Genomic DNA, 13053 nt, shown 5'->3' on the forward strand with positions numbered 1-13053 from the left:
ACGGGCCGAGCTCAGCCCGAACGGTTTGGAGAATCCCCCGTTTTCAGTTCGCGCTCAACGCCATCAGCATCCGCGACAGCAGATACAGCCGCGGCACGATGCTCTCGACCTCCGCGTATTCCTCGGGCGTATGGATGCCACCGCCCACGATGCCGAAGCCGTCGAGCACCGGCACGCCGACACCGGCCACCAGGCTCGCATCGGCGGCACCGCCGCTGCTCTCGATGGTGAGCTTCTTGCCGATCTCGGCGTAGATGCCCTCGGCGGTCGCCACCAGCTTGTCGGAAGCGGGCGAACGCGGCATCGGCGGCAGGCCGCGGATCAGGCGCACCTTGACCTCGGTGTCGGGGATCAGCTTGTTCTGCGAGATGCGCTGCAGGTCCTTCTCGACGCGGTCGAGCTCCTCGGGCGTGGCGGCGCGCACGTCGCCGCGCGCGCTGGCGGTGGCGGGGATCACGTTGGTCGGGCCGTTGGCGGTCAGCACCGTGAAGTTGACCGTGGTCTTCTTCGCGGCATCGGCGGTCTTCGACAGCTGCAGCACCTGGTGCGCCACTTCCATCGCGGCATTGCGGCCGGCCTCGGGCGCCACGCCGGCGTGCGCGGCCAGGCCCTTCACCTCGATCAGCGCGGTGGCCGAGCCCTTGCGCTCCACCACCAGGCCGTCGGCCGGACGGCCCGGCTCGAGGTTCAGCGCCACGTCGTGCTGTTTGGCCACGCGCTCGATCAGCGCGCTGGTGCCGACCGAGCCGGTCTCCTCGTTGGTGTCGATCAGGAAGGTGAGCTGGCCGTAGTCCTTGAAGCCCAGCTGCTGCAGGATCTTGAGCGCCTGCAGGCCCGCGACCACGCCGCCCTTGTTGTCCATCACGCCCGGGCCGTAGGCGCGGCCGTCCTTCACGTAGAAGGGCTTGGCGGCGGCGGTGCCGTCCTTGAACACGGTGTCGATGTGGGCCAGGATCAGGATCTTCTTCTTGCCGGTGCCGGTGAAGGTCGCGACCACGTTGCTGCCCGGATGCGGCTCGGCCGGGAAGGTCTCGATGCGCGCGCCCAGCTGGCGCAGTTCGTCCACCACCAGCGTGCGGACCTTCTCGAGGCCCTCGGCATTGGTCGAGCCCGAGTCGATGTTGACCAGGCGCTCGAGCAGCTTGAGCGATTCCTCCTTCTTCTGCGTGGCGGCGTCGAGCACGGCCCGGTTCGGCTGCTGCGCCGAAGCAGCGCCCGAGAAGGCGAGCGCGCTGGCCAGCACGATGGCCGGCGTGCGAAGGGAGGGGAAGGCGAAAGTCTTCATGAGTCTTGTTGTCCGTTCTTTGTCGATGGCTGTTGGCTCCGCGAGGAGGCGCGCCGCTCCCCGCGACGCGCCGCCGCAGCCTATCGCCCCGGTCGCACGCGGGTCAAGCGCGGCTCAGCATTCCTTCGGTACCAGGTAGCCCAGTACCTCGCTGGTGGCCGCCGCCTCGCGCAGCACGGCCGTCGCGATCGCGCCGTCGGCCGAGGGATCGAAGCCGCCGCTCGCGCCCAGCGCGGTGATGACGGCGCACACGCGACCCGTGAAGTCGTGCACCGGCGCCGCGACCGCGCTGATGCCGCGCAGGTAGGTGTCGCGCACCACCGCGCAGCGCAGCGCGCGCACCTCGGCGCGCAGGGCCTCGATCGGCTGCTTCGCATCGAGCTGCGCACGCATCTCGCGCGGCGCCGCGGCCAGCTCCTGCTCGGCCAGCTCGCGCACGCTGCGCTCGTTAAGCAGGCCGAGGAAGGCGCGGCCCGTGGCCGACCACAGCATCGACATCACCGAGCCCGCGCGCACGTTGACCGTGACCGGCAGGCCCGGCTCCTCGAAGCGCATCACGGTCGGGCCCTTGTTGCCCATCACGGCGACGAAGCAGGTCACCTCGAGCCCTTCGCGCAGCCGCACCAGCGCGGGCTCGGCCGCGCGCACCGGGTCGGACTGGCGCATCGCGGCCAGCCCGATGTTGATGGCCTCGGGGCCGAGCCGGTAGCGCTGCGAATCGACGTCCTGCGCCACCAGCCCTTCCTGCACCAGGCTCGCGAGGTAGCGGTGCACCTTGGCCGGGCTCTCGCCCACGTGCGCCGCGAGGCCCGACAGGCCCGCGTTGCCGCCCATGCGCGCCAGGCCCTTGAGCACCGCCATGCCGGTCTCGGCCGACTGCACGCGCTGGCGCCGCTCGCGCGGCGCGGGCGTGGCGGACGACCTTGCGACTGCGGCCTTCGGCTTGGCGGGGGCGCTTTTCTTCGGGGTGGAAGCCATGTGCGGATCGTCTCGTTCTCGAAAAAAGGGGCGGGCACCCGATGGTAAGTACGGTGGCCCGAGGGCTTGCCTCGCGATTTACGCTATGCGTACAATCATTACGCAAAACTCGCCGTCGCGGATTTTGACCCCGGATTGCGCTTCCCAGAACCCTAGAAACCAGGAGACACGATGAAGAAGTTCCTGGCCGGCTGCCTGCTGGCCCTCCCCGCGCTCGCCGTCACGAGCACCGCCTTCGCCCAGGCCGCCGCCTACCCCGCCAAGCCGATCCGCTGGCTCGTGCCCTATGCCGCCGGCGGCGGTTCCGACTTCCTCGCGCGCACGATCGGCCAGACGCTGTCGACGCAGGCCGGCCAGCCGGTGCTGGTCGACAACAAGCCCGGCGGCAACACCGCCATCGCGGCCGCGGAGACGGCGCGCTCGGCGGCCGACGGCTACACCGTGCTGTCGGCCGACAACGGCACCATGGTGTTCAACCCCTCGCTCTACAAGACGCTGTCGTACAGCCCCACCAAGGACCTCGCGCCGGTCACGCTGATGGGCCGCTTCCCGATGATCCTGGTGGTCAATCCGGCCAGCGGCATCGCCGACGCCAAGACCTTCATCGCCCAGGCCAAGGCCAAGCCCGGCAGCTTCTCGTACGCCTCGGCCGGCGCGGGCAGCCCGCACCACCTGGCGATGGAACTGCTCAAGACCGAGGCCGGCCTGTTCATGGTGCACGTGCCCTACCGCGGCGCGGCACCGGCCCTCACCGACGTGGCCGGCGGCCAAGTGCAGGCCATGATGGTCGACCTCGCCGCGGGCGCGGGCTTCATCAAGGGCGGCAAGGTCAAGGCCATCGCCGTGGCCAACGCCACGCGGCTGCCGCAGCTGCCCGACGTGCCCACCTTCGCCGAGCTCGGCCACAAGGGCGTGGAAGCCGCCGCGCTGGTCGGCATGGTGGTGCCCGCCGCCACGCCGCCCGAAGTGGTGAACGCGCTCAACAAGCGCGTGGTCGCGGCCATCAACGAACCCACGGTGCGCAAGCGCCTCGAGGACTTCGGCGTCGAGCCCGTGGGCAACACGCCCGCGCAGTTCGGCGAACTGCTGCGCAGCGAGACCGTGCGCTGGCAGAAGCTGATCCGCGACCTGAAGATCACCCTGGACTGACGCGCCGCGCGGAAGGAGCCTTCTCGATGTCCACCGTTTCCGAAGCCGCCGCCGCGCGCACCGGGGGTTGCCCCGTGGCGCACGGCGACCTGTCCGCCGAACGCTCGCCCACGGGTTGCCCGGTGAGCCGGCGCGCCGCCGACTTCGATCCCTTCGAGGACGGCTACCAGCAGGACCCGCCCGAGTACGTGCGCTGGGCGCGCGAGCAGGAGCCGGTGTTCTACAGCCCGAAGCTCGGCTACTGGGTGGTCACGCGCTTCGAGGACATCAAGGCGATCTTCCGCGACAACCTCACCTTCAGCCCCTCGATCGCGCTCGAGAAGATCACGCCCACCGGCCCCGAGGCCAACGCGGTGCTCGCGAGCTACGGCTTCGCGCTCAATCGCACGCTGGTCAACGAGGACGAGCCGGCCCACATGCCGCGCCGCCGCGTGCTGATGGACCCGTTCACGCCCGAGGCGCTCAAGCACCACGAGCCGATGGTGCGCCAGCTCGCGCGCGAGTACGTCGACCGCTTCATCGACGACGGCCGCGCCGACCTGGTCGACCAGATGCTGTGGGAGGTGCCGCTGACCGTGGCCCTGCACTTCCTCGGCGTGCCCGAGGAGGACATGGACACGCTGCGCCAGTACTCGATCGCCCACACCGTCAACACCTGGGGCCGCCCGAAGCCCGAGGAGCAAGTGGCGGTGGCGCATGCGGTCGGCAACTTCTGGCAGTTCGCGGGCAAGGTGCTCGACAAGATGCGCCTGAACCCCGACGCGCCGGGCTGGATGCCCTACGGCCTGCGCAAGCAGAAGGAGCATCCCGAGGTCGTGACCGACTCCTACCTGCACTCGATGATGATGGCCGGTATCGTGGCCGCGCACGAGACCACCGCCAATGCCACGGCCAATGCGATGAAGCTGCTGCTGCAGCATCCGCAGGCCTGGCGCGACATCTGCGAGGACCCGGGCCTGATCTCGAGCGCGGTCGAGGAATGCCTGCGCCACAACGGCTCGGTCGCGGCCTGGCGCCGTCTCGCGACCAGGGACGTGCAGGTCGGCGGCATAGACATTCCCGCCGGCTCGAAGCTATTGATCGTCACCTCGTCGGCCAACCACGACGAGGCGCATTTCGCCGATGCCGACCTGTTCGACATCCGGCGCGACAACGCCAGCGACCACCTGACCTTCGGCTACGGTTCGCACCAGTGCATGGGCAAGAACCTCGCGCGCATGGAGATGCAGATCTTCCTCGAGGAGTTCACGCGCCGCCTGCCGCACATGAAGCTGGCCGAGCAGCAGTTCAGCTACGTGCCCAACACCTCGTTCCGCGGCCCCGAGCACCTGTGGGTCGAATGGGACCCGGCCCACAACCCCGAGCGCCGCGATGCCGCGCTGCTCGACCAGCAGGTGCCCGTGCGCATCGGCGAGCCCTCGAAGCATGCGATCTCGCGCCAGATGGTGGTGCAGAGCGTGACCCCGGTCGCCGAGGGCGTGCTGAAGCTGCGCCTGGCCACGCCCGACGGCCGCCCCGTGCCGCGCTGGACGCCGGGTTCGCACATCGACATCGAATGCGGCTCGCCCGACCTCTCGCGCCAGTACTCGCTGTGCGGCGACCCGGCCGAGGCCGACGTGCTCGAGATCGCCGTGCTGCGCGAGGACGAAGGCCGCGGCGGCTCGGCCTGGGTGCATGCCAACGTGCGCCCCGGCGACAAGCTCAAGGTGCGCGGCCCGCGCAACCACTTCCACCTCGACGAGAGCCGCCAGCGGCTGATCCTGATCGCCGGCGGCATCGGCATCACGCCCATCGCCGCGATGGCGCGCCGCGCCAAGGCCTTGGGCCTGGATTACGAGATCCACTACAGCGGCCGCAGCCGCGCGCGCATGGCCTTCGTCGACGAGCTGGCCGCGCTGCATGGCGAGCGCCTGCATGTCTACGCGAAGGAGGACGGCCTGCGCTGCGACCTCGCCGCGCTGCTCGCCACCCCGCGCGAAGGCACCCAGGTCTATGCCTGCGGCCCCGCGCGCATGCTCGACGCCCTCGAGGCCTGCTGCGCCGCCTGGCCCGAGGACTCGCTGCGCGTGGAGCATTTCGAATCCAAGCTCGGCACGCTCGACCCGTCGAAGGAACATGCCTTCGAGGTCGAGCTCAAGGACTCGGGCATCGTCGTGCCCGTGCCGGCCGACCGCACCGTGCTCGACGCGCTGCGCGCCGCCAACATCGACGTGCAGAGCGACTGCGAGGAGGGCCTGTGCGGCTCGTGCGAGGTGCGCGTGCTGGCCGGCAAGGTCGACCATCGCGACGTGGTGCTGACGCGCTCGGAGCGCGAGGCGAATGCAAGGATGATGACTTGCTGCTCGCGGGCTTGCGCGGGGGAGCGGTTGGTATTGGAGCTTTGAGGCTCCTCGCGCAATGTTGATCCCTGCCGTTCGGGCTGAGCTTGTCGAAGCCTCGCGCAAGGCTTCGACAAGCTCAGCCCGAACGGTTGAAAAGCGCGTTCAGGGCCGCAGCGTCTCGCGCACCAGCAACGGATCGCGCGCGATCTCCTCCTCGCGGAACGGAAAGCGCAGCCAGTCCTTGCGCGCATAGCGCAGCACCGGCGCGGCGCCCGCGCCGTTCGTCACCGCGGTCTCGCGCTCGCCGTGCGCGAGCAGCGTGCGGGCCTGCACGCCGCGTGCGTCGAAGTGGACGATCTGCAGGTAGGTGTTGCCGTGCGAAGTCTCGCGCAGGGTGTAGTCGCCGTCGCGCGCGCAGGCGTTGGTGAAGTAGCCCTCGGCGTCGCAGCCGCCGTAGAGCGGCACCGTGCGCCCTTCGCTGCGCGCGAAGCGGTACATGCCCAACGGAGCGTCGAGCGACCAGCCTTTCGAAGCCATGTCTTCGACCGCACCGGCCAGCGCGAGCGCCACGCGCGGATCCGATGCACGGATGCCGTCGGGCGTCGACAGCGGCGCCTGCGGCGAGAACGGCGTGGCGTAGAGCTCGGCGGGCGGAATCTTCCGCAGCCGGTCCCAGAAGAAATCCCACAGCAGCGCGCCGCGGTCCTGCGCGTCCGCGCGGTTCGACCAGCGCCGCAATACCGCGCAGGCCGGTCCGATGCCGGCCATGGACACGGCCTTGCCGCACAGCGCATCGAGCAGTGGCGCCTTGAAGCGGTCGGCGCTGTAGGCGCGCGGTTCCAGCGCCTCGACCGCCAGTCGATCCGCGAGATCGCGCGCCGAGCCCGCGCCGGCACCGGCGAGCTGGGCCGCGATGCGGTGGCCCTCGCGCCCGCGCAGCGAGAGCGGTCGTGCTTCGTCGCCGAGGCCGGCCGCGAAGCCTTCGAGCGGTTGCGCCGGATTGGCCAGCCAGTGGCTGTCGTTCATGTTGGCGACATAGTCCTCGCGCAGCAGGCCGGGCATTCGCGCGGCGGGCATGGCGCCAGGCTGCACGGCGGTTGGATCGGTGCGCCAATCGCAGGCCGAGCGGCTGCCGTCGAGCACGGGCACGGTCGCATCGAGGGCGGCGAAGGCCTTTGCCAGCGGTGTCGCGCAGGCGGCGCGCAGTGCATCGGGGACGTCGGGCACCGCGCCGATGTCGGCATACCAGGCGCGCTGGTCGCCGCGGCCGATGGCGATCGTGTTGACCCACGACATCGCGGCCTCCTCGCGCTGGATCGCCATGAACTCGTCGAGCGAGCGCGCGCGGTTCCAGCGCAGGAAGTTGCGGAAGATGCGCGGGTTGTCGGCATTGACGTCGCGGATCGCGAGCGCGCCGACCGCGCTCCAGCCCAGCGCCGGATGGCGCGCGCCGAGATCGATCACGGGCCCGAAGCGCGTGCGCCAGAGCGTGCGGCGCACCGTTGCGAAACTCCCGTCGGGGCGGCGCACGGCGACCGCGAGCGGCAGCGGCTGCATCGGCTCGGAGATGCCGTCGAGCATGTAGCGCGTGGGGGCCGCCGGGTCCAGCCGCAGCGCGAACAGGCCGAAGCGCCGCGCGGCCGACACGGTGTGGCTCCACGCGACGTCGTGGTTGAAGCCGATCATCACGATCGGGATGCCGAGGAAGCTCACGCCCGCGACGTCGAGCGCACCCGGCAGCGTGAGATGAACCTGGTAGAAGCGATCGGGGCCACCCCAGTACCAGTGGGGATTGCCGAGCAGCACGCCGCCCTGGGCACCGGTGGCCGCGCCGCCGAAAGCGAGCGCATTGCTGCCGATGCCGGGCGCGTCGCCCACGGGGATGCGAAGCCGCTCCGGGAGCGAGAGCCGGTCCGTGGGCGATGGCGGCGCGGGCGCGGTCGGCTGTGCCTTCGCGATCTCGGCGACGAACTGCGTGTAGCCGCCCGCGAGGCCGGCCGCGATCATGCGGCGCTCGATGTCCTCGGGGCCGATGGGTTGCACCCAGGCCGCGTCCATGCAGGCCGGCCGCTCGGTGTCGGTTTGGCGCGCGCCGGCCGCGCGCAGTTGGCGCAGCTGACTGTTGTAGCCCCGCGCATAGCCCGCGACCAGTTCGCGGATCTCGGGCGGCTGGGCCCGCCGGAAGCGCTCGAGGGCGTCGGCATCGGCGAAGGCCCTGAAGAAGAAATCGAGATCGAGATTGGTCGGCAGGCCGAAGGTGGAACGGGTCGACGGCTTCGCGTCGGGCCCGAAGTAGAAGGAGCGCTGGCCGCTGTAGGTGACGAAGGCGTCGGCGAGCGTGCACAGCGCATCCTGCGCCTGCGCATGGCCCTGGCCGAAGCCCAGGCCGTGCCAATCGGTCGCCCGGATGTGCGGAATGCCGTCGGTGGTGCGGCGGATGTCGACGGCCGTGCGGCCATCGGCCGGCAGCGCGGCGGGCCGGGCCTGGACGAGCACGGCGACGCCGAGGCCCAGCGCCAGCGCCGCTGCCGCTTTCCGGATCGGCCGAAGCGCTTCAGCCCGGCGCATCGGCCAGCGCCGTGTCCGACGCCCCGGCGCGCCAGCCGCCACCGAGCGCCCGGTACAGCGCGACGCGGGCTTCGAGCCTGGCCTGCATGAGTTGCACCTCGCGGTCGCGCGCCTCGTGCAGCGTGCGCTGCGCGTCGAGCAGCACCAGCAGCGTCTCGGCACCGGCGCGGTAGCGCGACTCGGCGAGGGTTTCGGCACGCCGGGCCTGGTTCAGTTCCTCGGCCTGGGCCAGCGCCTGCGCGTCGAGGCTGGAGACCGCACCGAGCGCGGTCTGTGCATCGGACAGCGCGGCGGCGATGGCAGCGCGATAGGACTGCAGCAGTTCCGCGCGGCGAGCCTCGGCGAGCTCGCGCTCGCCCGCGAGACGGCCGCCGTCGAACAGCGGCGCGGCGATGCCGGCGGTGAGCCTGTAGAGCGGATTGCCGAACCAGCCGCCGGTGCCCGAACCGGACCCGCCGAGCATGGCGCCCAGCGATACGCTCGGCAGCAACGCGGCGCGCGCGGCATGCACGTTCTGGTCGGCTGCGGCCAGCCGGGCCTCGGAGCGCGCGATGTCGGGCCGGCGTACCAGCAGTTGCGACGGCAGACCGGGATCGACGGGCGGAATGCGCAACTGCGCGAGCCGCGTGGCATCGCCCCCGGCCGCATCGCCCGGCCGTGCGATGGCATCGAGTCCGCGCAACAGCGCCAGTTCGGTGACCGCATCGTCGGCGCGCTGACGCATCGCCGCGAGTTCGCGCTCGCGCGCGGCCACCAGGCCACGCTGCTGCGCGAGTTCGAGCGGTGTCGCGGCACCGGCCGCATGGCGCGCGCTCACCAGCCGCAGCAGCCGGCGCGCGTTGTCGAGGCTGTCGTGCGCGATCGCCGCGCGCTCGCGCAGGCCGCGCAGCCGCAGCCACGACGACGCGACTTCCGCGCGCAGGCCCACGCGCACCGCGTCGCGGTCGAAAACGCTCGCACGCCAGCCCTGCAGGCCTTCCTGCCCGAGGGCCGCCTGGCGGCCCCAGAGGTCGAGCTCGTAGCGCGCCGCGAAACCCGCGAGATGCCGGCTGCCCTCGACCGTTCCCTGGCCGCCCAGGCGGCCCTCGCGGCTGGCATCGACATTGGCGCTCAGCACGGGCCAGCGCGCCGCGCCCGCGACCCTCGCCTGGGCCCGGGCCGCCTGCACGCGCGCGAGCGCCATCGCGAGATCGTGGCTGCCGGCGTCGGCCTCGTCGATCAGCGCGTCGAGCTCGCCGCTGCCGAAGCCGCGCCACCATTGCGCGTCGGGCGCGGCCGCGGATGCCGCCCGAACGGCAGGCGCCTCCAGCGGCAACGCCGCCGCCCGCCAGGCGACGGGCAGCGGCACCGCGCGCTCGGCGGACTCGGGCGGTGCGGCGCAGCCCGCCGCGACCAGCGCGCCGACCAGCACGCCGGCGCGCCACCGATGCGGGGAGGCGCAGGAGGTCGATGTATCGAACGTGCGGGACAGCGAGAAGGGCATGGGAATTCGGGACCGCTATTGGGACGCCAGCGCGACCACGGGATCGAGGCGCGCCGCGTGGCGCGCGGGCATGAAGCCGAACACCAGGCCGGTCAGCACGGCGCAGCCGAAGGCGCCGAGCACCGCCAGCGGCGAGAACACCACCGGCACGCCGGCCAGCAGCAGCGCGGACACGACCAGCAGGCCGACGACCACGCCGGCCGAGCCGCCGACCGCGGTCACGAGGACCGCCTCGGTCATGAACTGGCGCTGGATGTCGGTCTGGCGCGCGCCGGTGGCCATGCGGATGCCGACCTCGCGCGTGCGCTCGCGCACCGTCATCAGCATCACGTTCATCACGCCGATGCCGCCGACCACCAGCGAGATCGCCGCGATCAGTCCGAGCATCAGCGTCATCGCGCGCGCGGTCTCGGACTGCGCCCGGATCGCCTCGACGCGGTTCCACACCCGCACATCGTTCACGCGCCGATGCTCGGCGAGGCTGGCCTCGATCGCGGCGCCCGTGGCGGCCGCACGCTCCATGTCGCGGACCTGCACGCCGATCCAGGTCGGATGCGAATGGCCGAACAGCCGCGCGGAAGCGGCCGAGAACGGCACGACCACGCGGCTGTCCTGGTCTTCGCCGCCGCTGGTGCCCTTGGCGGCAAGCACGCCGACCACCTCGAACGGCACCTTGTCGATGAGCACGTCCTGCCCGATGGGATCGCCGCCGTCCGCGAACAGCGCCTTGCGCACCGTCTGGCCGATCACCGCCACCTTGGCGACACGGCGATCGTCCTCCTCGTCGAACATCCGGCCCTCGGTCGTGGCCCAGCCCAGCACGCGGGAGAAATCGACCGTGGTGCCGCCGCCCTCGGTGTCGAGGTCGATGTTGCCGCGGCGCACCACCACGCGGTCCTCGATGTACGGCGCGACGGCCTCGACGTTGGGCAGGCCGCGCAGGATCTCGACGTCGGCGGGCATCAGCGGCGCCGTTGGCGCGCGCGTGCTGCCGCCGCGCGCGGCGACGAACATCGTGCGCACACCGAAGATCTCGAACTGCGCGAGCACCTTCTTCTGCGAGCCGCCGCCGACCGCGAGCATCGCGATCACCGAGGCGACGCCGATCACGATGCCCAGCAGCGTGAGGCCGGTGCGGAAGCGGTTGATCCACATCACGCGCCAGGCGGCGCGCGCGGCTTCCCGCAGGTCGGCGGCTATCGAGGCCTGGCCGGCGCGCGGCCCGCGCGACGCATCCCACGCCGGGCGCGGCCCGTCGGCGGCACACGCGTCGCCGGAGTCGGCCACGATCTCGCCGTCGCGGATCTCCACGATGCGGCGGGCCTGCGCGGCGACCTGCCGGTCGTGCGTGATCAGGATCACCGTGTGCCCCGCGTCTGCGAGTTCGTGCAGCAGCTTCATCACTTCCGCGCCGCTCTGGCTGTCGAGCGCGCCGGTGGGCTCGTCGGCGAGGATGACGCGGCCGCCGTTCATCAGCGCGCGCGCGATCGCCACGCGCTGCTGCTGGCCGCCCGACAGCTGGCCCGGCCGATGGTCGAGGCGGGCGCCCATCGCGAGCCGTTCGAGCAGCGCGGTGGCGCGCACGCGGCGCTCGGCCTCGGGCATGCCGGCATAGAGCGCGGGAATCTCGACGTTCTCGCGCGCCGACTCGGTCTGCACCAGGTGGTAGCCCTGGAACACGAAGCCGAAGGTCTCGCGGCGCATGCGCGCGAGCGCGTCGGCATCGAAGCCGGAGACGTCCCGCCCCTCGAACAGGTAGCGCCCGCTGTTCGGCCGGTCGAGGCAGCCGAGGATGTTCATGAGCGTGGACTTGCCCGAGCCCGAGGCACCCATGATGGCGACGAACTCGCCCGCCTTGATCTGCAGCGAGATGCCGCGCAGCACCGGGGTCGGCGGGGGATCGTCGGGCGTGCGCTGGGGCAGGCCATAGGCCCTGCGGATGTCCTGCAGCTCGACCAGCGGCGGCGTGCTCATGGCTTCGCGGTCTTGCCGAAGGCCGCATCGGCCACGATGCGCTCGCCCGCTTCGATGCCTTCGAGCACCTGCGCGGCAACGCGGTTGCGCACGCCGATGCGGAGCTGCCGCGTCTCGATGCCGCCATCGCCTTGCAGCACCCGCACCGTGTAGCGGTCCGCGGTGCCCGCCACCGCCGTCATCGCCGCGGTCGGCACCATCACGGCATCGGCGGCCGAGGCCTCGACGAACGTGACCTGCGCGGTCATCTGCGGCATGAGCTCGCCGTCGGCGTTGTCGATGTCGAACAGCGCCGTGTAGACCACGACCTTGTTCGGCGTCGCGGGGGCCGCGGCGGTGCTGTCGCTGCCACCGGTCCTGGCCGTCGGCGCCGGCGGGGCCGGCAGCACCTGGCGCACCCTGCCCTGCCAGCGGCGCCGGTCGTTGCCCAGGGTCGTGAAGTAGACCGGCATGCCGGCCTTGACGCGGCTCACGTCGGCTTCCGACACCTCGGACCACACGGTCATCGCCGACAGGTCGGCGATGCGCAGCACGTCGGGCGTCTGGTAGGTGGCGTTGAGGGTCTGGCCCTCGCGCGCGGTCACCGACACCACGGTGCCCGCCATGGGCGCGAAGATGCGCGTGTAGCCGAGCCGCGCCTCGTCGGCCTTGAGCGTGGCCTGGGTCTGCGCGATCTGGGCCTCGAGATGCTCGATGCGCGCGGCCGCCGAGGCGAACGCGGCCTCGGCGCTCTGCACGTCCTCCTCGCGCGTGGCGCCATCGGCGGCCATCCGGCGCTGGCGCGCATGCTGCTGGCCCGCCAGCCGATGCTGCGCGCGCTGGTCGGCCAGCTGGGCGCGCAAGCCGGCCAGCGAAGCCCGGCCCGCATCGACGGTGGCACGCTGCACGCTGGGATCGATCTCCACCAGCAGCTGCCCCTTGTCGACCACGTCGCCGGGCTGAACCAGCAGCCGCAGGATCTGGCCCGACACCTGTGCGCCGACGTCCACGTAGCGCCGCGGCTGCAGCGTGCCGAAGGCGGTGACGCTCGATTCGATCGTGCCGCGCCGCACGACCGACGACTCCACCGCACTCGCGGGACGCCGTGCCCAGAGATAGCCGGCCGCCGCCAGGGTGAGGACGAGAACGAGAAGGATGGAAACGATTCTGCGCATGTCGAGGAAAGGGAGCGTGCGGGCCGTCGGGGCTTGCGCGGACGCCGCGAGCGGCGCGGTCTTTGGGGGTTGGCGCGTGATCCCGTACGGTGCGGAATCGGCCGCACGCGGCGCGAGGTCGATGCCCTCGCGGGCCGGGGA

At 71.8% G+C, this 13053-nt stretch carries 8 protein-coding genes; 2 read left to right on the plus strand and 6 right to left on the minus strand.

Features of this window, described 5'->3' with window-relative positions:
* Positions 1-43: 43 nt before the first annotated feature.
* Together INQ48_22920 and INQ48_22925 are read right to left on the minus strand one after the other, a co-directional pair.
* Positions 44-1285, minus strand: coding sequence for a M20/M25/M40 family metallo-hydrolase (locus INQ48_22920; GenBank protein QRF56202.1), 1242 nt, complete (start codon positions 1283-1285; stop codon positions 44-46).
* 114 nt (positions 1286-1399) lie between these two features.
* Complete coding sequence (locus INQ48_22925) at positions 1400-2263, minus strand: IclR family transcriptional regulator (protein QRF56203.1); 864 nt, start codon at positions 2261-2263, stop codon at positions 1400-1402.
* Between the two features lie 171 nt (positions 2264-2434).
* Between INQ48_22925 and INQ48_22930 the strand changes: the two genes are divergently transcribed.
* Both INQ48_22930 and INQ48_22935 read left to right on the plus strand, forming a co-directional pair.
* Positions 2435-3412: a tripartite tricarboxylate transporter substrate binding protein gene (locus INQ48_22930; protein ID QRF56204.1), complete on the plus strand. Its 978-nt coding sequence runs from the start codon at positions 2435-2437 to the stop codon at positions 3410-3412.
* Between the two features lie 26 nt (positions 3413-3438).
* Entirely contained in the window at positions 3439-5796 is a 2358-nt protein-coding gene (locus INQ48_22935; GenBank protein ID QRF56205.1) for a cytochrome P450/oxidoreductase, read from the plus strand.
* A gap of 99 nt (positions 5797-5895) precedes the next feature.
* Here INQ48_22935 and INQ48_22940 read toward each other — a convergent pair whose 3' ends face one another.
* From INQ48_22940 to INQ48_22955, 4 genes are read right to left on the minus strand one after another with little or no spacing between them, the layout of a single operon-like run.
* The gene (locus INQ48_22940; protein ID QRF56206.1) at positions 5896-8301 is read right to left on the minus strand and encodes a penicillin acylase family protein; all 2406 of its coding nucleotides are present in this window, start codon (positions 8299-8301) and stop codon (positions 5896-5898) included.
* On the minus strand, positions 8288-9784 hold the full coding sequence (locus INQ48_22945; GenBank protein QRF56207.1) for an efflux transporter outer membrane subunit: 1497 nt from the start codon (positions 9782-9784) through the stop codon (positions 8288-8290). Before INQ48_22945 ends, INQ48_22940 begins: the two co-directional genes overlap by 14 nt.
* Positions 9785-9799: 15 nt before the next feature.
* A complete protein-coding gene (macB, locus tag INQ48_22950; protein QRF56208.1) occupies positions 9800-11758 on the minus strand; it encodes a MacB family efflux pump subunit in 1959 nt (652 codons plus the stop codon).
* On the minus strand, positions 11755-12912 hold the full coding sequence (locus INQ48_22955; GenBank protein QRF56209.1) for an efflux RND transporter periplasmic adaptor subunit: 1158 nt from the start codon (positions 12910-12912) through the stop codon (positions 11755-11757). The genes macB and INQ48_22955 overlap by 4 nt, the downstream gene beginning before the upstream one ends.
* Between the last annotated feature and the right edge of the window lie 141 nt (positions 12913-13053).

This window comes from Variovorax paradoxus (assembly GCA_016806145.1).
Lineage (GTDB): Bacteria > Pseudomonadota > Gammaproteobacteria > Burkholderiales > Burkholderiaceae_C > Variovorax.